Below are 25,443 nucleotides of genomic sequence, written 5' to 3'. Positions count from 1 at the left end.
CATGCGGGTTGTTTTAGTTTGATTTTAGTTAAAATCGAATGCTAATTTTTTCTTCATTACCGTCAAAAGTAAATTTACCATCGGTCCATACCGGTGGGCCAAAAGGATTAAGCTTGTTATTTGAAACGCCATAATCTTCTTGTGGCATTCCGTTAGTTTCAAAATCCATTTTGTTGTTATCATTTTTGTCATGAAAGCAGATCACAGCATATTCACCTGCTGGAATATCTGTAAAAGTTACAACAGATTTTCCATCTTCTATTTTAGCAGTTTTAGAGAAATTTGGTTTTTTCATAAAACTGTCTTTCGTATAAATACCGTAAACAATTTTTCCGTTATCGCTGGTTACGTTTACTATTTCTACGGAAATAGTTCCGGTAGAATCTTTTGCGGTTTCCTGTGCTCTTGCAGCAAGTCCAGAAATAAATAATGCGAAAATAATGGCTAAAGTTCTCATGTTGATTAGTTTTATTTAGTTGAACACTGTAAAAGTAGGGAAGATGTTCAATTGATTAGAAATCAACTTACTGAACTGTAATTTTTTATTACTGAATTGTATTTTGGAGTTTACTAGTTAACAGTTTACGGTTTACAGCGAACCGTTCTTGATTTAGGGTTTTGAAGAATTGAAGACAACTAAAAATATCAGAAAGTGAAGTCTTTTCTGCCAGGATAACTCATGAGGATGTATATTTTCAGAAAGATTTTCTAAAATACTAACACATCTTAACCATCTAGAATACAAACAATCCAATATTTTAAACTTCTAAATCAAGCCTCTTGCTTTAATTTCAAGATACTTGTTAATGGCATTGATGCTTAGATCTTTTGGTTTGGTAAGCACGGTTTGGATGCCGTGTCGCTGTAATTCTTTAGCCATTTTTACTTTGTTCTGGCTAAACTCTTCGGCGATTCCCTGGTGAGCACTTTCACTAAGATTTTCAGGTTGGGAGTGGAGTAGTTTGGTTATTTCAGTATTTTCAAAAAAGATCACCACTAAAACATGACGTTTATTGATGGCTTTTAAATAAGGTAATTGTCTTTCTAAAGCCGATGGATGCTCAAAATTAGTGTAGAGCATCAATAAGCTGCGATGTGTAATAAATCTATTGATCCCGGCGTATAAACTACCAAAATCAGATTCTTTAAAATCTGTGCTAATATTATACAAACTCTCCATGATGCGTTGAAGCTGACTCATCCTTGAAGAATCTTTCAGGATTTTTTCGATTTTCGCAGAAAAACTAATCATCCCTGTTTTATCCTTTTTCCGCAGGGCGATATTCGAAAAAGCAAGGCTACTATTTATCGCGTAATCCAGTAAACTAAGTCCTTCAAAAGGCATTTTCATTACGCGACCGGTATCGATAATCGAATAAACCGGCTGTGCTTTTTCATCCTGAAATTGATTCACCATCAAACTTCGATGTTTTGCGGTGGCTTTCCAGTTAATGGTTCGCACATCGTCGCCAGTTACGTATTCTTTTATCTGCTCAAACTCCATGGTATGGCCAAGTCGGCGTATTTTTTTGAGTCCGGCTTGCGAAATGCGGTTATCTATTGCCAGAAAATCCAGTTTTTTCATCTGAATGAACGACGGGTAAACCTTCACCATTTGTTCCGCATTAAAAACCTTCCTTATTTTGGCCAATTTCAGGATGCTTTGTGCGTAAATATTTAATTTTCCGAAGATATATTCACCACGTTCTAAGGGTGTCACTTCGTACTCAAATTCGAAGTTTTCAGCAGGTTTTATTTCAGCAGTATATAAAAAATCTCTTTTCTGAAACTGAATGGGAAGCTCGTCGATAACTTCAGCAAAAACCTTAAAAGAATAACTGTTTTTAATCTGAATCTTAACCGAATTGGCATCTGAATTACTGAATTTCTCGGGTAAAATTCTTTTGGCACTAAAACCTTTACTTTGATAAAGCGCGATAATATCTATAACTAAAGCAATGCTTAAAATCACCAATATCACCCAAACAAGAGGATAAATGGCTGTGATCCAGAACGAAAACAGGAACAGCACTGTGATTGCAGCGATACTATAAAAGAAGCGCTTAGTTAAGTATAAAGATTTAAGGAATTTGATCACTATCGAGGGATTTCTACAGATTGGCTAATCATTTGAATAACATCACGAGTTTTCATGCCTTCCATTTCGCGATCTGGAGAAAGGATAATACGGTGCCCCAACACAGGATTTAGTGATCTTTTAATATCCTCTGGAATCACAAAATCACGACCATCAATAGCCGCAAAAGCTTTTGATGCATTCATAATTGCGATCGAAGCTCTTGGTGAAGCTCCCAAATAAAGATGCGCGTGCTGGCGAGTTTTGCTCACCAGTTCAGCGATATAATGCAACAATTTTTCTTCAATCTTAATATCGAAAATCTGTGTTTTAAGCTCATTTAATTTTTCAGGAGAAAGAATAGGAACAATATTCGCTTCTGGTTTTGCACCTTTTCGCTCGTTGTGTCCTTTTAAAATATCAATTTCTTCCTCTAATTTTGGATAATCAACCTCGATCTTAAATAGAAATCGGTCTAATTGTGCTTCGGGTAAGGCGTAAGTTCCTTCCTGTTCTACCGGATTTTGAGTCGCCAAAACCATAAAAGGATCCTGTAACTGGTGGCGAGTCCCGTCGATGGTTACCTGGCGTTCTTCCATCACCTCAAAAAGGGCAGCCTGGGTTTTTGCCGGTGCGCGGTTAATCTCGTCAATTAGCACGATATTCGAGAAAACAGGACCGGGTTTAAATTCAAAGTCTGAAGTTTTCATATTTAGAACCGATGTTCCCAAAACATCACTAGGCATAAGATCTGGCGTAAACTGAATTCGGCTAAAATCGGTTTGTAGGCATTTAGCAAAAAGCTTTGCCGTTACGGTCTTTGCCACACCGGGAACGCCTTCGATAAGTACATGACCGTTAGAAAGTAAGCCCACGATCAATAATTCTACAAATTCGGTTTGCCCAACGATGATTTTCGAAAGCTGAGATTTTAGATCGTCAACTGAAGTTTTTAATTCTTCTAGCGGAATACGGGTATCAAAATTAAGCTCGCTATTTTCTTCGTTTTCGGGTTGTATGTTTGGTTCTTCCATTGTTCTAGTTTTACTCGATTATCGAGATTAATTGCTATGAAGTTTTTTCTCATTAAAGATCTAATATCAATAATAACTTCATTAGCTTTACTTTAATTCAATCATTATTTTAAGCCGATTTTATCGAAAATCGAACTAAATTTTTTCTTTTGGCGCATTGGCATATTTAAATTTATGGATGCCTTTGCTAATATTCTCAAAATCTTGGGCGGTCGCTTTTTTATTGCTCACGGCTTCGATATTTTTAAATAATTCTTTTACAAATTCTATAGAATTCCCTGATTTATCAGCCAATATTGTATAAAAATGATCTTGTTTTTTATCAGGATCGAGCTTTAAGTCTGTACGGATATATTCTTTAAAATGCTGAATTCGCTTTTGGGTTAATTCATCGATCTTTTTTTGTTCTAAATAAAGATCTGCAATGGTTTGCGTGTATTCGTACGACTGATTTTTGAGTGGTTTCACTACCGGAATTGCCCTTTGTTTACGCTTTCCTTCAAAAATAATAAATAACAGCGAGGCTAATATCATTAAATAATAAGCCCATTTTAGCGCTTTATTTTGCATGATCACATACAACAGATTCGTTGGTTGCGCTTTGCCGGTTTTGTAATAATTATCCCAGTAAATTGGAGTATCCTGATCGATATAAGCTAAAATATTTTCAGCATATTTAAAATTGTTGTTTTTCAGCATAAAATAATTGCCAAAAGCTTCAGGCGTGCTGTGCATAAAGATCTTACCATCACCAAATTCAGTTTCAATAAAATTGATCTGTGGTTCACTTAAGGTATCGTCGTCGTATCTTACCGTACCTAAAATAGTGGTTTTTAGCGTATCGATCTTGCTGAAATAAATAGAGCTGAATTCATGCGGAACTTCAAAAGGACCATCTTGATTAAAATTTGGGTTTACAAGATCTAATTCGGTCTTTGGGATAAAACTTATCTGGTTTTCTATCTTTTTGTTGTAGGGTTTGGTGTCCAGATTTAATGTGTCTAAAACATTGTCGCCAAACACATCTGAAGCAATAAACGCGGTATTTCCTTTCTCGACCCAGGCAAGCAGTTTATTAAGCTCATCTTCGTCGAAATTCACATAATTATTCAGGAAAAAATAAGATCCGTTAGTGATGCTTAAACTATCGCTAAGAAATTCGAATGGTGGAATATTAACCTCCTCAAAATGTTCTGGATTAGTTTCTTTCCAGTTCTCGTAGAAAATATAGCTACCAAGCGGAATCTTATCGAGCTTCGAATAGCTGGGATACCAGTTTATTGGTGTAGGTTCGATCGCCTCGAGGTAGGTTAAAAAAGCTACCAAGAGGATAAAAACACCAAGCGCAATTTTATTAAACCTACTCATTTTTGGTGTTTTTGATCGTTGAATTTAATTCTGAAAAGCCCTTTTCTGCCAATAAAAAGTCTTCTTTTGAAACTTGAAAATCACCATACCAGATAAAATTGTAGATGCGGGTTACTTTTTTGAAGATATTATTTAGCGAGGTATTTTGAATTTCTGAAATATAATCGTTGTTGGTCTTTTGAGCTTCAAAATCAATAATTTTTTTGAGATCCAGTTCTTTTAAAGCCTGAAGATAATAGTATCGCACTGCCATACGATATTGTCCATTTTCGATCGCATTTTTTATTAAAGCTGGGATATCTGCATTTTGAATAATTTCTTCTTCATCTTCTAAATGCACTTTTGATGTTTGTGGTTCCTGAAGAATATTTTTTCCGGGATTCATCCGGGTAAATAACCAGATCACTAAACAAATGATTCCTATTAAAAGCAGATAAGGCAATATTTTCAGAATAAATCCAAAGAGACTACCAGCATCGTAATCGCCAAATAACCAGTTTAAAAATTGCTGGTATTTTTGATTGATCCACTCTTTAAATTGTTGCCACCAGGTTTTTTCCTGCTTTTCTTCTAAATAATTAAAATCTTCGTCTTTTTTAAGCTCTTCAATTTTTGTTTCGCTAAACTGAACAGGATTAAGATCGCTGGTATTATCGAATTGCACTTCAGCTTCAGCTTGAGAAGTATTTTTAGATTCTACTTCAGCATTAGGATCAAGCTTAGTATCAGCTTCAGTTTGGACAATAGTATCCTGCTGCGCAAGCGCAAAATTAAAATTCAGTAATAAAAGGAAGGAAATTAAGATTCTCATTCGCGGTCTTCACCTAACTTATCGATACTGTCGTAAGTACCGGTAAAGTTTTTTTCTTCGTTTAAATTAAAATAGATAAGGCTTATTAAAATTGGAGTGATAATATAAAGCAGGTATTGTGCGATCGAAGCCAAGATCGTTAATACCATTAAAACCGGATCTTTGGTTTCCATATTTTGAGCCATCGTTTCTATACCAGCATCTATTCCAGAAAACATAGACATCATCATATAAATGATCATTGGCATTTGGAAAACAACATTAATAATGTACATAATGATTCCAAAAACGATAAGAATCCCAAAAGTAAGCCACCAGTTATCTTTTATTAAGTCGAAAGCACTGGAAATTGTATCACCAACACCTTTTTGATCAAAAACCAATATTGGTAAGGCTAAAGTTAATACAACCCCAAGATAGATACCGGGAATAAATAAAAACAAAAATCCTACAACGGTTAATAGACCAACGATAAAGTTTAATAGAAGTCCGTTTCCAAGGTCATTTTTTAAACCATTTTTTACGTCTTCTATACTTACATTTCCATCCTTGGCAATGTAAGCTTTAATGTAGTTAAATACACTTAGATATAGCGCAGTAAAATAAACAAAAAGTGCCAGCGTATTGATAAGCGCCGGAATTATAAAGCCGGTAAGATTAGAATAACCTTCAAATCCAACCCCAAGGGTAGCATAGGTATAGTATGCATTTGTAATAATCAGGGTGATTAAAAAAGGAGCACAAACTTTAAAATTGATACTTAAAAAGCTTTTTGCATTTTCTCGTAAAAACTTAAAGGTATCGCTTAGTAGTTCTCCAAAATCCCTGGTTTTTCTAAACCTGAAAATCTTATTTTCCATCAATGAATTTTTTATGTAAACGATGTGGTAAGATCACATAATACCACACAATTAGAATTAATGATAAGCTTATGATTAAGATGGCCAGAACATCTGGCATCTCTGTATGTCGCGTTACAAAACCTTCCAAAAAACCTGCGATAATAAAGAAGGGAACGGTAGAAATTACGATTTTGAGTCCGTCTTTAACTCCTGTCACAAACGAATGTAATCTGCTATAGGTTTTAGGAAATAAAATACTGCGCCCAACAACCAGCCCGGCACAGGCTGCAATAATAATTACTGAAATTTCTATGGTACCATGAATCCAGATCGTTCTGGCCGATTCCCACAATAAACCTTTATCATAAAAGAAATACTGAAAAGATCCCAGCATTATTGCATTTTGCATAAGTACGATAAGCGTTCCTAAACCTGCCAGAACTCCAAATGAAAATGCCATTAAGCCAACTCTAACATTGTTTATGGTAATCCCCAAAAACATATCGGTTTCTGATGCCTGTTTATAAACAGCCATAGGATCGTCATTTTCAATATTATTTAGCGTAGCATTGACGTAGGCGTCACCAAGCACGGCTCTAACAAAACTATCTTCGTTAGCGGCCGAATATGCCCCAACGATCGCAAAAATGGCAAAGACCAAAAAACTGAATAATAATTGCTTTTGATACTGGTAAAAGAACAGCGGAAACTCTTTGGTATAAAATAAAATGAATTTATTTTTTGATTCTTTTTTATTTCGATACACTTTTTGATGTGCCTGTGAAGCAAGATCGTTAAGATATCTGGCCGTATTACTGCCTGTGTAAAAGGTATTTGCGTAGCTTAAATGGTCTGTAATTTCAACATAAGCCGCAGAAAGTTGATCTGGAGAAATGTTGCTATTATTTTTCAGGAGACTTTCAAACTTTAGCCATTTATCTTTATTTTGCTTCACAAAAGCAGCCTCGCGCATATTCAGGATTAAATTAGATCCTCAAAGAAACATATTTAATGGATAATTTTCAAATTGAAACCGCTCAAAATATCGGAATTCAGCAAAATTCGGCCTCAATTGGTGATCGGGTTTTAGCTTTTCTAATAGATTTTTTTATCATGATCATTTATTCGATCATTTCTGCGCTTTTACTAGCGGGTTTTGAAGCCGATCGATTTGGCGAAATGGTCTATTATATGGTGATTGGTTTGCCTATTTTCCTTTACTATTTATTGTTCGAAACCTTTTGGGATGGCAAAACACCGGGAAAATCTGCCATGAAAATTAAAGTCGTAAAATTAGATGGATCACGCCCGGCTTTCGTAAACTATCTAATACGATGGTTGCTACGAATTATTGATATAAGTTTAGGTAGCGGAAGTATTGCCGTAGTTACTATTTTGCTGAACGGTAAAGGGCAGCGCTTAGGAGATATGGCGGCAAAAACAACGGTAATTTCTGAAAAACGAAAAGTAAGCTTAGCTAATACTTTAGCTGTTGAAATTCCTGAAGATTACGTGCCAAAATATCCTCAGGTTACCATTTTAAAAGATCGCGATGTACAGGAAGTCAAAGAGATCTATAGAAATGCCCGAATAAAGGGAAATCATAAGGTGATCATTGTTTTAGCGGAAAAATTATCTAGTTTACTCGGAGTGAAATTCGATGAAAAACCTATGGTTTTTGTAAAACGAGTGATCGAAGATTATAATTATTTCACGCAGCAATAGGTTAGGAGTTAGATTTGAGATCTTAGACTCTAGATTCTAGATATTAGAGGCTAGAAATGAGATCTGTTTAATTAAAAATGCTGCTCCAAAACCTAGATTATTGATAATTGCTAACTGTTAATTGTCCACTGCCTACAGAAAAGCTACTCAATAATCTCTACCTGCATTTCGATGTTATCGATAGGCCATTCAGATTGGCCGGTTTTTACTTTAGAAATTTCGTCGACCACATCCATTCCTTTAGAAACATAACCGTAAACCGTATGTTCGTCGTCCAGGTGATGCGCTCCATTAGGATTCAACACCACGAAAAATTCAAACGGACTAGAAGCTTTACTCGTATTTTGCTCGGCATATTTTGCTGCTGAAAAAGCTCCGCGTACATGGCGGTGACCAGCATCTAATTCATTCGGAATTAAATAATCACCAATATCGTGTCTTTTGATATTTGTAGATGCGTTATCTGAATTTCCTCCTTGGATCACAAAATTTGGTGCTACACGATGAAAATAAGTGTTATCAAAATAATCGTTTTTAATAAGCATGATAAAATTTGCGCGGTGAAGTGGCGTATCTCGATATAAAGTCACCTCGAAAGAACCAAAACTGGTTGTGATACGGACTTTATTCTCTGGATTTTTCTTTCCGTATTCCGTTAAGAAAGGAATTAATTTTTCCTGCGGAATAGGAAATGCGGTATCTTTCTCGGTAAGTGCTTTTGCCTGCCCTTTTTTGATTTTAGCCGAATCTACTTCGCTTTTTACAGAATCCTCATTTTTTGTGCTATTTTTAACGGCTTTAGAGGTGTTTTCTGAATTATTTTCCTTTGAAGTTTTCTTATCTTCACAACTTGCAAAAATATTAACAACCAAAATTGCGATTACTGATACACGTTTAAACATGGATTTCTTCGAGTTTAAAAATAGAATTTCAAATTTAAAAAAAATAGAACTACCCGGCGAAGCGGCTCACAATAAATTAGCGCCGTCTATTAGGGTGCAGGAACTTAAAAAGATAGATTTTTCGGCAAAAAAAACGAATAAAGCCGGAGTAATGGCGGTGTTCTATCCTAAAAACGACCAAACCTACTTTGTGCTTATACTTCGTAAAACTTACAAAGGAGTGCATTCAAACCAGATTGGTTTTCCTGGCGGACGAGTAGAAGTAGAGGATCGGGATCTGGAAGAAACAGCATTACGGGAGACCGAAGAGGAAGTTGGTATTCCTCAGGAAAAAATAGAAGTGATTCGTGGATTATCGAAATTGTACATTCCGCCAAGTAATTTTTGGGTGCATCCTTATGTTGGAGTGATGACTGAAACTCCGCAGCTTATTCCACAGGAAAGCGAAGTCGAAGATATTTTGGAAGTAAAACTTGAGGATTTTTTAAATGAATCGAATTTTGTCACCAGGAATTTAAGTACCTCTTACATGGAAAATATCGATGTGCCTGCTTTTTTGCTCAATGACCAAATCGTTTGGGGAGCAACAGGAATGATGCTGGGAGAATTGCGAGAAATGCTTCGCGAGATTCTATAAAATTGAATTACTTATATTTGTGGGTTTTTCAGCAGAAAAAAGAGAGATTTTGATGATGTTCTAAGAAATGCTTTAGTTTAAGCTTTTCCTTTTTGGAATTATGACTGTACCATTGCATCTCCATTATTGAGTAAATAGCGTAAAAGAAACTATGGGATTATTAAAGAAAAATCCATTTGGACATATTTTAATTATCAAAAAATGGCTTATTCGTGTTTTTGGCTTAATGACGCATAGGCGTTATCGCGGCTTTAATGAATTAAGTATAGAAGGTTCAGAAATTATTAAAAATTTACCAGATACGGGAGTATTGTTCGTGTCTAATCACCAAACCTATTTTGCAGATGTAGTGGCCATGTTTCACGTTTTTAATGCGAGTCTTAGCGGTAGGGTAGATAGCATTAAAAATGTAGGATATATTTGGCATCCTAAACTCAATATTTATTATGTAGCGGCAAAGGAAACCATGAAGGCTGGTTTGCTTGCCAGAATTATGGCTTATGCCGGTGCTATTAAAGTTGAAAGAACCTGGCGATCTAAAGGGCAAGACGTAAAGCGAAAAGTAAATCCAGATGATTCTAAAAACGTAGGCGTTGCTTTAGATGATGGTTGGGTAATTACATTTCCGCAGGGAACAACAACGCCTTTTAAACCCATAAGAAAAGGAACGGCGCATATTATTAAGCAATATAAACCTATTGTCGTGCCTATCGTTATTGATGGTTTTAGACGTTCTTTTGATAAAAAAGGATTACGAATTAAAAAACGCGGAATTTTACAATCTTTTCAGGTAAAAGAACCTTTAGAGATCGACTACGAAAATGATAGTGTTGATGCTATTGTTGGAAAAATTGAATATGCTATCGAGCAGCATTCTTCTTTCTTAAAAGTGATCCCGATGGAAGAGCTGGAAGAAATAGAACATCTAAACGAAAAACGCCGTTACTCTTATAAAGAAGAATAACAGCGCTTTTGATTCAGAATTATGTAGTATGCAGGTGTTAATCGCAGTCCAAATTCTCCAGCTGCGTGTAATTTTTCTTTAGTCGTTTTAGTAGAATTCCGTAGATAAGTCGGTAGAAAAGCCATAATATTCCTATAAAAGCTCCTAGAGCTACCACGATGATTCCTGTAAATTTTAACCAGTCTAAGGCATCAAAAACATACGCGCTACTATCTGCAACCTGTGCATCTTCGATATGATGATAAATGATTAGATATGCATAAGCAAGTGCAGTTACAGCAGTCCCAATTAAAACATACAGGATATAAGATTTAACGGTTTTACGAGTTCTCATAATATCCTGCATTAGTTTTTTTGCTGAACTAGTTGAGTTGATCTTCCTGTAATTCATATAGAATTTAAACATGAAGTATATGGTTATAAGATAATTTATACCATAAACCCACATGGTTATTTCTTTTAAGTCGAGTTGTTCTAGTGAATTCCAGTATTCTTCGTCTGCTGCGACTAAATTAAAAAGCACGCCAATTAAAAATTCGCAGATGCTAATTATAAAGATCCACTTTACGATAGACGAAGATCGCTTCCAGATCATGTTGTAGATCTCGTCATAGGAAACCTGCGGAAGCGTTGCTTCCTGGCTTTTCCAGTTCTTTTTTAATAATTCTAATCCATCCATAGTTACGGATTTAAAACGCTTTTAAGTTTAGTTTTTATTCTATTCATCTTCACTCTGGCATTCACCTCACTTATTCCTAAAGTTTCAGATATTTCTTTGTAATTTTTGTCTTCTAGATATAAAAAAACTAAGGCTTTTTCAATATCATTTAATTCTTTTATTGCGTTATACATTAAACCTAATTGCTGTTCGGTTTCGTCATCATACTCTTCGGCTTTAATTTTAAAATGAACAGTATCGAAATCCTGGGTTCTAATCCCTCTTTTTTTCTTTCTGTATAAAGTAATTGCGGTGTTTAGTGCTACTCGATACATCCAGGTGCTAAATTTTGCCTCACCTCTAAATTTTGGGTAGGCTTTCCAAAGCTGTATCGTAATTTCCTGAAACAGATCATTATGCGACTCCCTGTCGTGCGTATACAATCTACAGATCTTATGCGCAATGTTTTGGTGTCGCTCTAATTTGGAAACAAACTGGTGCTCTAATTCTTTTTCCACAATCACTGGTTAGCTACTAATATGTAGTAATAATATATAAAATGTTACAAATTATTTTAAATTCAAGTTAATGAGCCCACTATTTATGCTATAAGCTGTAACTTTACGATAAACCAATCAATAGTTATGAATATACCCAGAACCGAATTGCCCAGGGTGGTTATCATTGGTGGCGGTTTTGCCGGAATTTCTTTGGCAAGAAAGTTATTAAACGAAGAAGTACAAATGGTCTTACTAGACCGTAACAATTATCACACCTTTCAACCCCTTTTATATCAAGTATCAACCTCTGGATTAGAGCCAGATTCAATTGCATATCCCTTAAGGAAAGTTACGAGGAACTCGAAGAAATGTTTTTTCAGAAACGCCGAAGTACAATCTATCGATGCAGAAAATAATATCATACACTCTAATATTGGAGAACTTGTTTACGATTATTTGGTGATCGCTACAGGATCTAAAACAAATTTCTTTGGAAATGATAGTGTAGAAAAAAATGCGATGTGGATGAAAACGATTCCACAAGCCTTAAACATTAGAAGTCTTATCTTAGAGAATTTAGAGCAGGCTGTCATTGAAACAGATCCAGAAAAACGTAAAGCTTTACTTAATTTTGTTTTAGTTGGTGCAGGTCCTACAGGAGTGGAATTGAGTGGAGCTATAGCCGGACTTCGAAATCAAATTGTACCTAAAGATTACCCAGATCTTAATCCAGCCGAAATGAATATTCACTTATTAGAAGGTTTAGGGCGTGTACTGCCGCCTATGAGTGAAAAATCTTCTGAAAAATCTCATAAATTCTTAGAAGATTTGGGAGTGAAAATTCATTTAAATACCATGGTAGAAAGTTATGATGGTCACTTGGTTACCACCAATACAGATCTGGCTTTAAAGACTGAAACTCTAATATGGTCTGCCGGAGTTACCGGTGCTCCTGTAAAAGGTTTAAACGCTTCGGCAATGATCGAAAAAGCAAATCGCTACGAGGTAAATGCGTTTAATCAGGTTAATGGTTACGAAAATATATTTGCTATTGGAGATATTGCAGTTATGCAAACTGAAGAATATCCAAAAGGACACCCAATGGTTGCACAACCGGCTATTCAGCAAGGGAAACATTTGGCAAAGAATTTAAAGAAATTAATTAAGGGTGAAAAATTAGAACCTTTTAATTATTTCGATAAAGGAAGTATGGCTACCATTGGAAGAAATAAAGCCGTTGTAGATCTTGGAAAATCAACTTTTGGAGGCTTTTTCGCCTGGTTTATCTGGATGTTTGTACACCTTTTCTTTTTGATAGGTTTTAGAAACCGTTTAGTGACATTTTGTAACTGGGTGTACAACTATATTAATTTCGATCGCGCAGCTCGGTTAATTATAAGACCTTATAAGTCGAATAGAGAAAATCTGGAAGCCGACCAGAAAAAAGTATAGCATTTTAAGACAGAATAAAAAGATAGAAGAAACCCGAATCGAACGATTCGGGTTTTGTTTTTTCAATTGGTCCTGGAAAAATTACAGTTCGGTTTTCTTTTTTGTTGAAGCCTGAATTTCTGAAGCATTTTTGAAGTATAAAATCAATCAAAAAATGAACTTCAACTACTATCTTTTTCTATTCGTTTTTATTTTTATTGGAAGATCATCATTCGCACAACAGGAAATTTATGGTGTGATAACCGATAAAAAAGAGCAACCAATCGCCGGAGCTAATATTTACCTTAAAGGAACTTACGATGGCGCCATTTCAGATGAAAATGGTCGTTTTAATTTCACTTCAGAAGAAACAGGAACAAAAACGCTAGTTATTTCATTTCTTTCTTTTGAAACTAAAGAGATTTCAGGAGAAATAAATAGCTTCAAAAACCTACAAATTCAGCTTACAGAAAAGTTCGATGCTTTGGATGCCGTGGTGATCAATGCAGGTAATTTTGAAGCTGGAACAACTTCAGAAGCTTCAGTATTAAAACCTTTGGATATCGTGACCACAGCCGGAAGTGTGGGAAATATCATTACTGCTCTAGAAACTTTACCGGGAACACAAAGTGTAGGAGAAGACGGCCGGTTGTTTGTTCGCGGTGGTGATGCTAGTGAAACCCAAACTTTTGTAGACGGTTTGCGTGTGGCGCAACCCTATAATGCCTCGGTTAGAAATATCCCTTCCAGAGGTCGATTTTCGCCTTATTTATTTAAAGGAATGTCGTTTTCTACCGGTGGTTACAGCGCTGAATACGGTAATGCATTATCAAGTGTTTTGGTAATGGATACCCAGGATGAAGCCGAGGAAGATAATACTGAACTTAGTTTTATGAGTTTGGGACTTGGAATTGGAAAAACCGAGAACTGGAAGAAAAGCTCGATTACGCTAAACGCGAGTTATGCAAATCTTGGACCATATCAATCGTTGATCGATCAAAATATAGCTTTTAATAAGCCTTTCCAGTCGATCGCGGGCGAAGCGGTTTTTAGAAATCAATTCGAAAACGGACTTTTAAAGGTATATACCGCTTACGATCATTCTTCTTTTAATGTCGAGCAGCCTATCTACGGAAGCACCCAAACGGTAGATCTAAAAAACAATAATTTTTATCTGAATTCTTCGTACGTACATTCTTTAGGGAATAAATGGCATTTATTTGGTGGAATTAGCTACGGAAACAGCCAAAATGATATCAATTTAACTGCTGAAGAATCTGAAGAGTTAATCGATGATACAGAAAATAGTTTTCATCTAAAGACCAAACTGAGCAAAAGATTTACTGATAAGATAAAACTGAATTTTGGAGCTGAATATTTTAATACCGATTTTAAACAATCTTACCAATCTGAAGCGGGGAATTTTAACCCCAACTATAATTCGGGTTTATTTTCGGTCTTTACAGAAACCGATATTTTCTTTAGCCAGAACCTGGCGGCGAAAGTTGGCGCAAGAGCAACCCAAGATGCCTTGTTGAGTGAGGTTTATGTGAGTCCGCGTTTATCTTTAGCTTATAAAATTGACGAAAATCAACAAATTTCGACAGCTTTTGGAAACTTCAGGCAACAGGCAGGTCAGGATTATTTAAAATTCAACGAGCATTTATTTCAGCAAAAAGCAACGCATTACATCTTTAATTATCAATATTCAAAAGCATCTACAACTTTAAGAGCTGAGGCTTATTTTAAAGAATATCATGATCTATTAACGTATACAGGAGATGAAATTACTTTCGATTCTAGTTTTGATAATTCAGGATCTGGTTATGCAAAAGGCATCGATATTTTTTGGCGTGATGGGCACTTTAAAAACTTAGATTATTGGGTTTCGTATTCATTTATAGATTCAGAAAGAAAATACCAGAATTACCCCGAGCAGGTAACGCCAAACTTTGTCGCAAATCATAATCTATCGGTGGTTAGTAAGTATTGGATCCAATCCTTACGCAGCCAGGCAGGATTCACTTATAACTTTAATTCTGGTCGCCCATACAATGATCCCAATACTGATAATTTTATGGCTGAAAAGGCAAAATCTTATCATAGTTTGAATTTTAATTGGGCGTATTTATTAAATAAACAGCAAATTCTTTATGTATCTGTTTCTAATGTTTTAGGAACTCAAAATGTATTTGGATACGACTATTCTAATGCACCAGATGCTTCAGGAACGTATACAGCAAGAGCGATAAGACCAACGGCAGATAGGTTTTTCTTTGTTGGATTCTTTTGGACGATAAGTGATAACAAAGATCGAAATCAACTAGATCAACTTTAAAAAACAGTTGGGTATCGAAATTTGACAATTCAGCAACCTATTATTTTAAAGAAGCTTCAAATCATTCAATTTTACATTAACAAATCAAAAAGCTCGGCAAGTCCACGAGAATTGAATATGGACATTTTAAATTTTCGAGATACGTCTCGGGTAATCAAAACCTTAATAAGGAATTAAAACAATCAAAAAATGAAAACAGTTATTATTCTATTTTTACTTAGTGTATCGCAATTAGTTTCAGGACAAAATTACAAGGATGCCATGCAAAAAGCAATGCAAAACTGGCAGGAAGGAAATGTTGAAACAGCCAGCGCTATTTTTGAGCGTGTTGCAGCTGTTGAGCAGGAAAAATGGTTACCAGATTATTATTTAGGTTTGGTGAATACCACTGCAGCCTTCAGTACAAAAGATAATAAAGTTTTGGAGGCTCAACTTAAAAAAGCCGAAGCAGCCTTACAATCTACTTTATTAAAAACTGAAGAAAATGCCGAGCTTTTAGTTTTAGAGGCTTTAATTTATACGGTGAAGATCACGCAAAATCCAATGACAAACGGACAAAAATATATGCCGAAAGTAAATGAAATCTACGCAAAAGCTGAAAAACTGGATCCAAAAAATCCAAGAGTGAAATTCGAAAAAGCACAATTTGAGCTTGGTGGTGCAAAGTTTTTTGGAAGTGATCTAACACCAATTTGCAAGGAGATCGAAGCTTCGATCGCGCTATTCGATGAATTTGAAAATGATACGCCATTTTATCCAAACTGGGGAAAAGATCAGGCAGTAGAAGCTTTAAAAAGTTGTAAAAACTAAGCTAGTCTCAATTTAGATGAAATTATAGTATTTTTAGAAAGCAATAATATTCTTATGAAAACGATCTTAAAAGTTATAAAAATAGGCTTTATAGTTTCAGTACTTGTTATTTTACTGGATGCCGCGGCAAATAATTTCGAGATTCGCGAAATGAAAAGCTTTGGTACTATAGGGATTTACCTTTTTTATTGCTTTGCCCTAACTATTGTAAACGTATTGTTTTCGATGGCATTCGAAAAGTTTGTTGGCTGGGAAAATACTGGCATTCGTAAATTATTGCTTTCTACCGGAGGGTCGATATTGGTAACTTTGATTGCCTATTTTTTTTGCCGTATGGTGCATTTAACACTAATCGATCCTGTTTATAATGTATCAGAATTTCTTGCTAACGAAGATCTTAGCAATTATTTATTTCCATTACTTTTTAGCACCTGTATTTCCCTTTTCTTTCATCTGGTTTACTTTTTTAAAGCTTCCCAGGAAGAAAAGGTTAAAGAACAAAAGATCATTGCAGGAACAGCGACATCCAGGTTCGATGCGCTTAAAAATCAATTAGACCCCCATTTTCTTTTTAATAGTTTAAATGTTTTAAGCTCTTTGATCGATGAAGATCCAGATATGGCTCAAAAATTTACCGGCTCACTTTCTAAAGTCTATCGGTATGTTTTAGAGCAAAAAAGCAAAGAATTGGTAACGGTAGAAGAGGAGTTAAAATTCGCCAAAGTGTATATGAATCTTTTAAAAATGCGTTTTGAAGATTCTATTATTTACAATTTTCCTGAAAAATTAACTAATCCTGATGCTAAGGTGGTTCCGCTTTCACTTCAGTTATTGTTAGAGAATACTGTAAAACATAATAAGATCACGCCAGATTCTCCATTAGTGATCACTATTTACGAAGCAGATAAAGTTTTGGTAGTTAAGAATAACCTTCAGCCAAAAGAAATTTTAAGAAATGGTAGCGGTGTTGGTCTCGTAAACATCAAGGAGCGTTATAATTTGCTTACCAATAGAACAATGGAGATCATTAAAACTGAAGATGAATTTATGGTGCGTCTTCCGTTATTAACCAAACAAACTAATCAGATCAAACCAATTAATACTGAAAAAATGAAAACTTTAGAATTAGAAAATAAAAGCTACCTAAATGCAAAAGAACAGGTGAAAAAAGAAAAAGAGTTTTATGGAAACTTAACTTCTTATTGTATTGTAATCCCTGTTTTAGCTGTGTTTAATTATCTAACAACAGGTTTTTTATGGGTTATTTTTCCGGCTTTAGGCTGGGGAATAGGACTTTTGTTTCACGGTCTTGCAGCTTTCAATTACAGTCCGTTTTTAGGAAGAGATTGGGAAGAACGCAAGATCAAAGAAATAATGAATAAAGAAGACTAAATCATCGATCATGAAAAATTCAGAAGAAAAATATATAGAAGCACGTAAAAAAGTGCAAAAAATGAAGGATTTTTATACGCACTTAATGGTGTTCATCGTAGTAAATCTCTTTTTATTCGGAATAAACTGGTACACTATCGATCTACAATATCCCTGGTTTTTATGGGTTCTATTTGGCTGGGGAATAGGATTGGCTTTCGATTATTTAAAAGCTTTTGATAAAAACCCAATGTTCAACAAAGATTGGGAAGAGCGAAAGATCAACGAATACATGAATAAAGAACAGGATCAGCAACGCTGGGAATAATAAGGAGTAGATGAAAATAGTAATTATCGAGGACGAAAAGCCCGCTGCAAGGCGCTTAAATCGTTTACTGAATAAAAAAGGATTAGAAGTAGAAACCATGTTACATTCCGTTGCTGAGGGGATTTCATGGTTTTCTGAAAATGAACATCCAGATCTTATATTTTTAGATATTCAGCTTAGTGACGGACTATCTTTCGAGATCTTTGAAGCGGTAAAAGTGAAAAGCGCCATCATTTTCACAACCGCTTATGACGAATATGCTTTAAAAGCTTTTAAGCTGAATAGTGTAGATTATTTACTGAAGCCGATCGATGACGAAGAACTGGATGAAGCCATCGCAAAGTTTGAAGAAACCCATCAGTCACAATCGGTTAAATTAAATGTAGATGATTTTAGAAGTCTGCTTAATTTTTCTAGTTCAAATAATTACAAATCTCGATTTACCATCCAGGTAGGGCAGCATTTAAAAATTATTGATGTCGACGATATTGTATGTTTTTATTCTGAAAATAAAGCAACATACATTCAAAATAATGAAGGTAGAGGATATTTAATGGATATTTCTTTAGAGCAATTGGAAAAAGAGTTGGATCCAGAGAAGTTTTTCAGAATCAATAGAAAATGTATCGTTCATCTAAAAGCAATTAAAGATATTATTTCCTACACCAATTCGAGGTTAGAATTAAAACTCTTCAATTTCAACGAATTTCAGGTTATTGTTAGTCGTGAACGCGTAAAGGATTTCAAGAACTGGATTTCCTAGCGATATGCCAATCGTTAAAAAATGTTAAAATTGAATCTTTTTAAAACCGAAGAAAACTTCTTCACGTATGTATAAGTGAAAGGCAGCAAGAAAGCCTTTTACTTGAATCGTTTTTTTTGGTCGAATTTCTGATTTGAGTTTTTGATTTTTTTTGGTTGGTTAGAGTGAAAGGCTTGTTTTTACAAGCCTTTCAGTTTGCTCAAACTATTGAGTTTTACTACTAACACCTATGAAAAAAACGCCCTGCATTTGCGGGGCGTTTTTGATTATTATAGGTTTTAATTTTTATGATTAGGGAGCAGCTACTGTACCAAGTACATAAAGTTGTTCCATTGTAGGAGATTCGCTTCCACCTTCAGGTTCTAAGGTAATACCAAAAGCTTCAGATTCGTTTGCGTTCTGCAGTGCGAAAATTTTGTTGTCATCATCAACAAAATCGTCTAGCAAACCAATACTTGTAGGCGTTAATGGTTGCATTGTTAAAGACCAAACCTGGTAAACCTGGCCTCTTGGTGGCTCTGGTAAACCTTGCGCATCGATATAAGCGGTGTTGTCTTCATTATTCCAGTACACCGTAGCATAAGCATCTGGAGCGACACCTTGTCCTTGTAGCGGAATTCTAGAAATATTATTATCTCTAATGGCCGCCAGGATTTGTTTAGTATTTTCTGCATCCTCACGAATGTCTGCAATTTGTTGCTCTATAATGCTGTTTTTGGTTTCAGCTTCAGTTAATGAATTTCTAAGTGCACTGTTTTGCTGGAATAAAAAGAACAATCCAATTAACAGCACCAAACTTGCTGCCCATCCAATATAGGCCACCCATTTAGTACGTCGAGTACTTTCTGGCGTGATCGATCTAACCGGTGTTCGTGGTGTGAGCTTGGATTTAAGTGAAGCCAGTAAAGCTTCAGGATTGTAGGGAGCTACTCCAACTGCCAGTTTTTGGAGCGCATCTTCAATTTCTTCTACTTCCTTTTCAACTTCAGGATATTCTCTAAGCATATTGGTAACTTCCCGACTTTCGGTTTCGCTAAGTGCGCCGTAAACATAGAGCTCCAGAATCCCAGACGATATGTATTCTTCTATTTCAGCCATTAGTTTCCTACGATTTCTCTTAATTTATTGATACAAGCTCTGTTTCTGGTTTTAACCGTTCCCAGAGGCATTTCTAATTCTTCAGCAGTCTCTTTTTGAGTATAGCCTTTGAAAAATAATAGGTCGATTAACTTTTTACAAACGGGTTTTAGAATTTCGATATATTTCTTTAATCCTATAGCGTCTGAAGAAGCACTAAAATTCGTTTTTGATTCTAATATATCTACGAAATTATCTGCTGCGAGGTTTTGCTTTTTGTTTTTAAAGCTTTTAGATCGAATTTTATCTATTGAAGCATTTCGAGCAATATTTAGAATCCAGGTGAAAAAACGCCCTTTGCTGGAATCATAGGAATCTGCATTATCCCATATTTTCATAAAAACGTCTTGTAAAACCTCTTCTGCGATATCCTTTTCGCCAATGATACTAAAAATAATGCCATACGTACTTTCTGAATAAAGCTGGTAGATACGTTCAAAGGCTTTTTGATTTCCTTTTTGAAGCTCCAGAATTAGGCCATCCTGCTGCATAAAATAAATGGTTAGTTTCTTTAAAAATAGATAAAAAAATAAAAGCAGCTAAATAATTAGCTGCTTTTATTTCGATTTTGAAGGTATTTCACCTAAAAAATTATTTCATTTCAATAACTCCACATCCTACACGAGTACCAGCAGCACCAGAAGGTTGAGAAGTAAAGTCGTCTACACCATCGTGTACGATAATAGCTTTACCAACGATATCTTTCGTATCATCGCCACATCCTATACACCATTCGTCTGTAGTTACAGTAATAGTTCCTTTTCCTGAAGCATCAACCTCAAAGTTTCCTATGTCACCTTTGTGATAACCTTCTTCAGATCCCCATTTACCGTGAGGCTCGTTAGTTGGATTCCAGTGTCCACCTGCTGAAGTTCCATCTGCTGCAGAACAATCTGCTTTTTGATGAATATGGATAGCATGTTTACCTTCAGAAAGCCCCATAATTGTTGCTTCCATAGTAACTTCACCATTTTCTTCAGTAAAGATTACTTCACCAGAAAGATTACTATCACTTTTAGGTTCTAATGTTACTTTTAGTTCTTTAACTTCAGAAGATTCAGACTCCATTTCGCTAGATTCAGCGTTCATTTCTGTAGTCTCTTCTTCTAATTCTGTACTGTCACTTTCTTTATTTTCGTTTTTACAACTTGTAATAAAAAGCGTAGCACAAAAAAGCAGAGATAAGCTTATACGTTTCATAAAATTTAGTGATTGGTTTTACAATTAATTAGAACGAATGTACTACGATTATAAAAACAATGCAAGCATTTAAGGCAAGCTTAACACTAGCCAGGCCAATAAATACAATAGCTTAGCGTTTTTACCGACATTATTTCCTTAGTTGATTTTAAAGAAAAAACTACGCTAGATTTATCGATTTTCATCTAACTATTAGGACTGAACTCTATTCTAAGAAAACAAAAAAAGCCGCACATAACTGAGCGGCTTTTTTAAATATGTTATTCGTTTAATCTTTTGATCGTGATATTGCGGAACCAAACTTCGTGACCGTGATCCTGTAAAGCAATATGGCCAGATTTAGACTTACCAAATCGTTCCCAATCTGCAAACTTTGAGTTTTTTACAAGCTCTTCCCATCCATCTCCTTCTACCGGAAATTCTACAATTGTAACTCCGTTTTGAGTTACAGATCCTTCGTTGACTTCATGGTCTATTTTTAGAACTACATTATTCCATTCACCAACTGGTTTTGTTGTGTTTTCTGATGGTTCAACCATATCGTATAATGCACCGGAGTGACGATTAGGACCATTTTTACCATCGGGATGTTTTTCATTATCCAAAACCTGAATTTCAGGGCCGGTTAAATAAGGTTCACCAAGATTTGGATCTTCTTCGACAGCCCACATAAATCCACTATTACCACCTTCAGAAATTTTCCATTCCATAGAAAGTTCAAAATCATTATAGGTTTCTTTAGTAATAAGATTTTCACTTTGATTTCTTCCATCTTTCGGTACAAAATGCAAGGTGCCATCACTTAAAGTCCATTGAGTTATTGAATCGCGATTATAGCCTTTCCAGTTTTCATTAATATCTCCTTTTGTAAGGTCTTTCCAATCACTTTTTGCGGTTGGTTTACCGGTAACGACTATTTCTTCGTTATCGGCTTTATTTTCTGAAGTTTCAGATTCCTGATTTTTGCAGCTTATTGTTGTTACAGCAGCTGCCATTAGAACTAATCCTAATTTTTTCATTTGCGGTTAGGTTAAGGTTAAAAATTAAACGAGATGGTTAATCTCGATATTACTGGTCTTGAATATTTATTTTAACCCTAGAATTCGCTTAAGACGATCTTCATTAATTTCGGATCCTGCAAAATCGTCAAACTTTTTCTGAGTAGCTTCAATAATATGGCCTTGAATAAAAGGCGCACCTTCTTTAGCTCCCTGTTCTGGTGATTTTATACAACATTCCCATTCCATAACGGCCCAAACATCACAGCCATATTGTGTTAGTTTAGAGAAAATAGTTTTAAAATCTACTTGCCCATCACCTGGGTGGCGATATCTACCTGCGCGGTCTACCCAATCATTATATCCACCAAAGCTTCCTTTTTTTCCGGTAGGATTAAATTCGGCATCTTTTACATGAAACATTTTTATGAATTCATGATAGTGATCGATATATGTTAGATAATCTAATTGCTGAAGTACAAAATGACTTGGATCGTATAGAAGGTTTACTCTTTTATGATTATTAGTTTCCGCTAAAAAGCGTTCGAACGTATCGCCATCATGTAAATCTTCACCGGGATGAATTTCATAGCAAAGATCTACTCCATTTTCATCAAAAACATCTAAAATAGGTAACCAGCGATTTGCTAATTCTTTAAAACCAAGTTCTACAAGACCATCTGGTCGTTGCGGCCAAGGGTGAGCGGTATGCCACAGAAGTGAACCACTAAATGTACCATGAACATCTAAGCCAAAATGTCTACTGGCTTTAGCTGCGCTTTTTAGTTGTTCTATAGCCCATTCCGTTCTGGCTTTTGGATTTCCTTTATATTCATCTGGAGCAAAATTATCGAACATGATATCGTAAGCGGGATGTACAGCCACTAATTGCCCCTGTAAGTGTGTACAAAGTTCGGTAATTTCTAAACCGTACGATTCAACTTTTCCTTTAAGTTCATCGCAGTAGGTTTTACTTTCTCCGGCTTTTTCCAGATCGATCAAAGCCGATTCCCAGGTTGGGATCTGTATTCCTTTATATCCTAAATCTGCAGCCCATTGGCAAAGTCCGTCTAAGCTATTAAACGGAGCTTTAGAATCCATAAACTGAGCTAAATATACTGCAGGTCCTTTTATTGTTTTCATTAGTTGGTATTTTTCAGATTATTCGTCTATGCTTATCCAAACATTGCCATTCTTATGGCTTTCTACTGCTTTTTCAATAAAGTTCATTCCGCGTAAACCATCTGTGATCGTTGGATATTCGCCATCAAAAGCTTCTACTCCTAATATCGCTTTTGCTACGCCATGATAAATATTCCCCATAGAATCGAAAATTCCTTCAGGATGTCCCGGTGGTAATTTGGTTCCTCCTAAAGAAAAATCACTATTGTAAGCATGTCCCGGTTTTAAGACCTGTAAAGGCTTATCTTCTTCTAATAAATAAAGATAATTAGGATTTTCCTGCTCCCATTTTATTCCGGCTTTATCGCCATAAACTTTTACAGTAAAGTTATTTTCTTCACCGGTAGCGATCTGGCTGGCTCTAAGCACTCCCTTAATTTGATCTTCAAATCGTAATAGCACTGTGCCATCGATATCCATGGCGTTATCTTCATATAGATAATTAAGATCTGCAAGGATCTTTTTAACCTCCATACCAGTAACATACTCGATCATATCGTAAGCATGTGTACCAATATCACCAATACAACAGCTAATTCCAGATTTTTCTGGGTCTAAACGCCAGATCGTATTACGTTGTTCTTTATCATGAATAATAGGATTGATCCAACCCTGATAATACTGCACATCGATCTTCTGAATTTTACCAAGCTTTCCTGAAGTGATCATTTCACGCATTTGCCGTACCATTGGATATCCCGTGTATGTATAAGTCACCGCAAAAACTTTCCCTGCTTTATCTGAAGCTTCCTTAAGAATTTTAGCTTCTTCTAAAGTAGTGGTCATTGGTTTCTCGCAAATCACGTGAAACCCACCTTCCACAAGCTGTTTCGCCATAGGAAAATGGAGAAAGTTTGGGGTAAGTACAGATACGACCTGAATTCTCTCTTCTTCAGGTAATTTATTTTCCTGTTCTATAAGATCATCAAGGTTTGCGTAGATACGATCTGTGCCAATACCAAGTTCTTCAGCGAAGCGCATACTTTCATTGATATCTGTATTAAAAACACCACCTACAACTTCAAATTTATCGAACATAGAAGAAGCAACCCGGTGTAACACACCTATTAACGAATCACCGCCACCACCAAGGATGCCCAGTTTAATTTTCTTTCCCATTATAATTTTTAATTTTTATTCTGAATATTCAACTTTTTCATTGCGGAAGAAGATAGCAAAAACAATCATCACCACAAAAGCAAAACCAGCTGGCACGATCCATATATTAGACCAATCGTGAGTGCCATCTGCATTAAGATACATATCGCTAATTTGTCCTGCTACCCAGAAGCCTATTAGCATCCCAACTCCATAAGTAGCCAGTGTAATTAATCCCTGTGCAGCACTTTTAATTTTTGGTCCTGCTTTAGAATCGGTATAGATCTGCCCGGATACAAAGAAGAAGTCGTAGCAGATACCATGTAAAGCAATTCCTAAGTAAAGCATTAGCACTAATTCGTCTGCATTTCCATAGGCGAATAATAGGTATCGTATGGTCCATGCAAGCATTCCGGCGATAAGTGTAATTTTAAATCCGTATCTCTTAAAGAAGAAAGGAATAAGCAATAAAAATAAAGCTTCAGAAACCTGACCAATAGCCATTTTAACTGTTGGAGCCCCCATACCAACTTCGGCTAAAAATGGGTTGGCATTTTGATAATAAAAGGCAAGCGGAATACAGATCAATATTGAAGATAAAAAGAACATAAAAAAGTTTCTGTTCTTTAATAATCCTATTGCTTCTAATCCTAAAATATCTTTGATCGTTATTTTTTCACCTTTTCCTGAAGGTGGAGTTTTAGGTAGGCTAAAACTAAATAAGCCTAAAAAGGCTGAAGCGATTGCTACCATTAAAAACGTGTTTTTAAGCATACCTTCCGCTCTGGCTTCGGGTGAATCCCAAGCAAACACAGTACTAATTACCACTCCAGAAATAATCCAGCCAATGGTACCAAATACCCTAATATTAGAAAATTCTTTTGAAGGATCTTTCATTTGTGCAAAAGAAATTGAATTAACCAAAGCCAATGTTGGCATATATAGAATCATATAGCTAAGCACGTAAGGATAAAAACTTCCGAAGTCGACAGAGCTGTACATCATGTACATTAAAATAGCACCAATTAAATGAAGTACTCCTAAAATTCGTTCAGCATTAAAAAATCTATCGGCAATTAGCCCAATAATAAAAGGAGCAATAATAGCGCCCCACGATTGTGTAGAAAAAGCCATTGCGGTTTCTGCTCCAGTCGCCTGCAAATTATCTGCTAAAAATGTTCCCAGAGTTACAAACCAACCACCCCAGATGAAAAATTCTAAGAACATCATTAGGGATAATTGAAATCTTACCAGTTTCTTCATAGTGTG

At 35.6% G+C, this 25,443-nt stretch carries 26 protein-coding genes; 9 read left to right on the top strand and 17 right to left on the bottom strand.

Annotated elements, in window-relative coordinates:
• Window positions 1-28: 28 nt before the first annotated feature.
• From INR75_RS16130 to INR75_RS16100, 7 genes are all read right to left on the bottom strand, one after another.
• Entirely contained in the window at window positions 29-457 is a 429-nt protein-coding gene (locus INR75_RS16130; RefSeq protein ID WP_223089594.1) for a DUF2141 domain-containing protein, read from the bottom strand.
• A gap of 309 nt (window positions 458-766) precedes the next feature.
• Complete coding sequence (locus INR75_RS16125; protein WP_223091962.1) at window positions 767-2,095, bottom strand: DUF58 domain-containing protein; 1,329 nt, start codon at window positions 2,093-2,095, stop codon at window positions 767-769.
• 2 nt (window positions 2,096-2,097) lie between these two features.
• On the bottom strand, window positions 2,098-3,111 hold the full coding sequence (locus tag INR75_RS16120) for a MoxR family ATPase (protein WP_084841559.1): 1,014 nt from the start codon (window positions 3,109-3,111) through the stop codon (window positions 2,098-2,100).
• Between the two features lie 135 nt (window positions 3,112-3,246).
• Window positions 3,247-4,479, bottom strand: a complete 1,233-nt coding sequence (locus INR75_RS16115) for a DUF4350 domain-containing protein (RefSeq protein WP_223089593.1) — start codon at window positions 4,477-4,479, stop codon at window positions 3,247-3,249.
• The gene (locus tag INR75_RS16110) at window positions 4,472-5,290 is read right to left on the bottom strand and encodes a DUF4129 domain-containing protein (RefSeq protein WP_223089592.1); all 819 of its coding nucleotides are present in this window, start codon (window positions 5,288-5,290) and stop codon (window positions 4,472-4,474) included. Before INR75_RS16110 ends, INR75_RS16115 begins: the two co-directional genes overlap by 8 nt.
• Window positions 5,287-6,150 (bottom strand): hypothetical protein, encoded by an 864-nt coding sequence (locus INR75_RS16105; protein WP_223089591.1) that lies wholly within the window; start codon window positions 6,148-6,150, stop codon window positions 5,287-5,289. Before INR75_RS16105 ends, INR75_RS16110 begins: the two co-directional genes overlap by 4 nt.
• The gene (locus tag INR75_RS16100; RefSeq protein ID WP_223089590.1) at window positions 6,140-7,105 is read right to left on the bottom strand and encodes a stage II sporulation protein M; all 966 of its coding nucleotides are present in this window, start codon (window positions 7,103-7,105) and stop codon (window positions 6,140-6,142) included. Before INR75_RS16100 ends, INR75_RS16105 begins: the two co-directional genes overlap by 11 nt.
• A gap of 38 nt (window positions 7,106-7,143) precedes the next feature.
• On the opposite strand from INR75_RS16100, the gene INR75_RS16095 reads away from it, so the two are divergent.
• A complete protein-coding gene (locus tag INR75_RS16095) occupies window positions 7,144-7,857 on the top strand; it encodes an RDD family protein (RefSeq protein WP_223089589.1) in 714 nt (237 codons plus the stop codon).
• A gap of 143 nt (window positions 7,858-8,000) precedes the next feature.
• Here INR75_RS16095 and INR75_RS16090 read toward each other — a convergent pair whose 3' ends face one another.
• Window positions 8,001-8,759, bottom strand: a complete 759-nt coding sequence (locus INR75_RS16090) for a peptidylprolyl isomerase (RefSeq protein WP_223089588.1) — start codon at window positions 8,757-8,759, stop codon at window positions 8,001-8,003.
• Between INR75_RS16090 and INR75_RS16085 the strand changes: the two genes are divergently transcribed.
• Window positions 8,758-9,396: a CoA pyrophosphatase gene (locus INR75_RS16085; RefSeq protein WP_223089587.1), complete on the top strand. Its 639-nt coding sequence runs from the start codon at window positions 8,758-8,760 to the stop codon at window positions 9,394-9,396. The genes INR75_RS16090 and INR75_RS16085 overlap by 2 nt on opposite strands.
• 151 nt (window positions 9,397-9,547) lie before the next feature.
• Window positions 9,548-10,360: a 1-acyl-sn-glycerol-3-phosphate acyltransferase gene (locus tag INR75_RS16080; RefSeq protein ID WP_223089586.1), complete on the top strand. Its 813-nt coding sequence runs from the start codon at window positions 9,548-9,550 to the stop codon at window positions 10,358-10,360.
• 37 nt (window positions 10,361-10,397) lie between these two features.
• Here the strand turns inward: INR75_RS16080 and INR75_RS16075 are convergent, their stop codons facing one another.
• Window positions 10,398-11,039 (bottom strand): hypothetical protein, encoded by a 642-nt coding sequence (locus tag INR75_RS16075; protein ID WP_223089585.1) that lies wholly within the window; start codon window positions 11,037-11,039, stop codon window positions 10,398-10,400.
• Window positions 11,040-11,041: 2 nt separating this feature from the next.
• Window positions 11,042-11,536 (bottom strand): RNA polymerase sigma factor, encoded by a 495-nt coding sequence (locus INR75_RS16070; protein WP_092541550.1) that lies wholly within the window; start codon window positions 11,534-11,536, stop codon window positions 11,042-11,044.
• A gap of 126 nt (window positions 11,537-11,662) precedes the next feature.
• Here INR75_RS16070 and INR75_RS16065 point away from each other — a divergent pair, with 126 nt between their 5' ends.
• From INR75_RS16065 to INR75_RS16040, 6 genes are all read left to right on the top strand, one after another.
• The gene (locus tag INR75_RS16065) at window positions 11,663-12,970 is read left to right on the top strand and encodes an NAD(P)/FAD-dependent oxidoreductase (RefSeq protein WP_223089584.1); all 1,308 of its coding nucleotides are present in this window, start codon (window positions 11,663-11,665) and stop codon (window positions 12,968-12,970) included.
• A 154-nt stretch (window positions 12,971-13,124) separates the two neighbouring features.
• The gene (locus INR75_RS16060) at window positions 13,125-15,287 is read left to right on the top strand and encodes a TonB-dependent receptor (protein WP_223089583.1); all 2,163 of its coding nucleotides are present in this window, start codon (window positions 13,125-13,127) and stop codon (window positions 15,285-15,287) included.
• 189 nt (window positions 15,288-15,476) lie between these two features.
• Window positions 15,477-16,097: a hypothetical protein gene (locus INR75_RS16055; RefSeq protein ID WP_223089582.1), complete on the top strand. Its 621-nt coding sequence runs from the start codon at window positions 15,477-15,479 to the stop codon at window positions 16,095-16,097.
• Window positions 16,098-16,151: 54 nt separating this feature from the next.
• Window positions 16,152-17,489: a 2TM domain-containing protein gene (locus tag INR75_RS16050; RefSeq protein ID WP_223089581.1), complete on the top strand. Its 1,338-nt coding sequence runs from the start codon at window positions 16,152-16,154 to the stop codon at window positions 17,487-17,489.
• A gap of 10 nt (window positions 17,490-17,499) precedes the next feature.
• The gene (locus tag INR75_RS16045; RefSeq protein ID WP_092541355.1) at window positions 17,500-17,796 is read left to right on the top strand and encodes a 2TM domain-containing protein; all 297 of its coding nucleotides are present in this window, start codon (window positions 17,500-17,502) and stop codon (window positions 17,794-17,796) included.
• A gap of 10 nt (window positions 17,797-17,806) precedes the next feature.
• Complete coding sequence (locus INR75_RS16040) at window positions 17,807-18,559, top strand: LytTR family DNA-binding domain-containing protein (protein WP_223089580.1); 753 nt, start codon at window positions 17,807-17,809, stop codon at window positions 18,557-18,559.
• Window positions 18,560-18,850: 291 nt separating this feature from the next.
• On the opposite strand, the gene INR75_RS16035 is transcribed toward INR75_RS16040, so the two are convergent.
• The 7 genes from INR75_RS16035 to INR75_RS16005 all read right to left on the bottom strand — a co-directional run bounded on the left by INR75_RS16035 (window position 18,851) and on the right by INR75_RS16005 (window position 25,437).
• Window positions 18,851-19,657 (bottom strand): anti-sigma factor domain-containing protein, encoded by an 807-nt coding sequence (locus INR75_RS16035; RefSeq protein WP_223089579.1) that lies wholly within the window; start codon window positions 19,655-19,657, stop codon window positions 18,851-18,853.
• Window positions 19,657-20,187 (bottom strand): RNA polymerase sigma factor, encoded by a 531-nt coding sequence (locus INR75_RS16030; protein WP_092541349.1) that lies wholly within the window; start codon window positions 20,185-20,187, stop codon window positions 19,657-19,659. The genes INR75_RS16035 and INR75_RS16030 overlap by 1 nt, the downstream gene beginning before the upstream one ends.
• Before the next feature lie 100 nt (window positions 20,188-20,287).
• Window positions 20,288-20,896, bottom strand: a complete 609-nt coding sequence (locus tag INR75_RS16025; RefSeq protein WP_223089578.1) for a superoxide dismutase family protein — start codon at window positions 20,894-20,896, stop codon at window positions 20,288-20,290.
• A gap of 260 nt (window positions 20,897-21,156) precedes the next feature.
• A complete protein-coding gene (locus tag INR75_RS16020; protein ID WP_223089577.1) occupies window positions 21,157-21,915 on the bottom strand; it encodes a DUF1080 domain-containing protein in 759 nt (252 codons plus the stop codon).
• A gap of 66 nt (window positions 21,916-21,981) precedes the next feature.
• Window positions 21,982-23,037 carry a sugar phosphate isomerase/epimerase gene (locus tag INR75_RS16015; protein ID WP_223089576.1) on the bottom strand — a complete coding sequence of 352 codons (1,056 nt, stop codon included), beginning with the start codon at window positions 23,035-23,037 and terminating at the stop codon, window positions 21,982-21,984.
• An 18-nt stretch (window positions 23,038-23,055) separates the two neighbouring features.
• Window positions 23,056-24,195 carry a Gfo/Idh/MocA family protein gene (locus INR75_RS16010; RefSeq protein ID WP_223089575.1) on the bottom strand — a complete coding sequence of 380 codons (1,140 nt, stop codon included), beginning with the start codon at window positions 24,193-24,195 and terminating at the stop codon, window positions 23,056-23,058.
• A 15-nt stretch (window positions 24,196-24,210) separates the two neighbouring features.
• A complete protein-coding gene (locus tag INR75_RS16005) occupies window positions 24,211-25,437 on the bottom strand; it encodes a nucleoside permease (protein ID WP_092541339.1) in 1,227 nt (408 codons plus the stop codon).
• Window positions 25,438-25,443: the final 6 nt, after the last annotated feature.

Origin of the sequence: Zunongwangia sp. SCSIO 43204 (genome assembly GCF_019904275.1) — a bacterium.
In the GTDB taxonomy this organism is placed as follows: Bacteria; Bacteroidota; Bacteroidia; order Flavobacteriales; family Flavobacteriaceae; genus Zunongwangia; species Zunongwangia mangrovi.
Note: the sequence above shows the minus strand (reverse complement) of the source record. Positions and strands in the feature narration are given on the sequence as shown.

Bases quoted from the DNA above. Each gene is read 5' to 3' on its own strand.
- INR75_RS16130 (WP_223089594.1), bottom strand. From the start codon at position 457: ATGAGAACTTTAGCCATTATTTTCGCATTATTTATTTCTGGACTTGCT.
- INR75_RS16120 (WP_084841559.1), bottom strand. From the start codon at position 3,111: ATGGAAGAACCAAACATACAACCCGAAAACGAAGAAAATAGCGAGCTT.
- INR75_RS16115 (WP_223089593.1), bottom strand. From the start codon at position 4,479: ATGAGTAGGTTTAATAAAATTGCGCTTGGTGTTTTTATCCTCTTGGTA.
- INR75_RS16110 (WP_223089592.1), bottom strand. From the start codon at position 5,290: ATGAGAATCTTAATTTCCTTCCTTTTATTACTGAATTTTAATTTTGCG.
- INR75_RS16105 (WP_223089591.1), bottom strand. From the start codon at position 6,150: ATGGAAAATAAGATTTTCAGGTTTAGAAAAACCAGGGATTTTGGAGAA.
- INR75_RS16100 (WP_223089590.1), bottom strand. From the start codon at position 7,105: ATGCGCGAGGCTGCTTTTGTGAAGCAAAATAAAGATAAATGGCTAAAG.
- INR75_RS16095 (WP_223089589.1), top strand. From the start codon at position 7,144: ATGGATAATTTTCAAATTGAAACCGCTCAAAATATCGGAATTCAGCAA.
- INR75_RS16085 (WP_223089587.1), top strand. From the start codon at position 8,758: ATGGATTTCTTCGAGTTTAAAAATAGAATTTCAAATTTAAAAAAAATA.
- INR75_RS16090 (WP_223089588.1), bottom strand. From the start codon at position 8,759: ATGTTTAAACGTGTATCAGTAATCGCAATTTTGGTTGTTAATATTTTT.
- INR75_RS16080 (WP_223089586.1), top strand. From the start codon at position 9,548: ATGGGATTATTAAAGAAAAATCCATTTGGACATATTTTAATTATCAAA.
- INR75_RS16075 (WP_223089585.1), bottom strand. From the start codon at position 11,039: ATGGATGGATTAGAATTATTAAAAAAGAACTGGAAAAGCCAGGAAGCA.
- INR75_RS16065 (WP_223089584.1), top strand. From the start codon at position 11,663: ATGAATATACCCAGAACCGAATTGCCCAGGGTGGTTATCATTGGTGGC.
- INR75_RS16060 (WP_223089583.1), top strand. From the start codon at position 13,125: ATGAACTTCAACTACTATCTTTTTCTATTCGTTTTTATTTTTATTGGA.
- INR75_RS16055 (WP_223089582.1), top strand. From the start codon at position 15,477: ATGAAAACAGTTATTATTCTATTTTTACTTAGTGTATCGCAATTAGTT.
- INR75_RS16050 (WP_223089581.1), top strand. From the start codon at position 16,152: ATGAAAACGATCTTAAAAGTTATAAAAATAGGCTTTATAGTTTCAGTA.
- INR75_RS16045 (WP_092541355.1), top strand. From the start codon at position 17,500: ATGAAAAATTCAGAAGAAAAATATATAGAAGCACGTAAAAAAGTGCAA.
- INR75_RS16040 (WP_223089580.1), top strand. From the start codon at position 17,807: ATGAAAATAGTAATTATCGAGGACGAAAAGCCCGCTGCAAGGCGCTTA.
- INR75_RS16035 (WP_223089579.1), bottom strand. From the start codon at position 19,657: ATGGCTGAAATAGAAGAATACATATCGTCTGGGATTCTGGAGCTCTAT.
- INR75_RS16030 (WP_092541349.1), bottom strand. From the start codon at position 20,187: ATGCAGCAGGATGGCCTAATTCTGGAGCTTCAAAAAGGAAATCAAAAA.
- INR75_RS16025 (WP_223089578.1), bottom strand. From the start codon at position 20,896: ATGAAACGTATAAGCTTATCTCTGCTTTTTTGTGCTACGCTTTTTATT.
- INR75_RS16020 (WP_223089577.1), bottom strand. From the start codon at position 21,915: ATGAAAAAATTAGGATTAGTTCTAATGGCAGCTGCTGTAACAACAATA.
- INR75_RS16015 (WP_223089576.1), bottom strand. From the start codon at position 23,037: ATGAAAACAATAAAAGGACCTGCAGTATATTTAGCTCAGTTTATGGAT.
- INR75_RS16010 (WP_223089575.1), bottom strand. From the start codon at position 24,195: ATGGGAAAGAAAATTAAACTGGGCATCCTTGGTGGTGGCGGTGATTCG.
- INR75_RS16005 (WP_092541339.1), bottom strand. From the start codon at position 25,437: ATGAAGAAACTGGTAAGATTTCAATTATCCCTAATGATGTTCTTAGAA.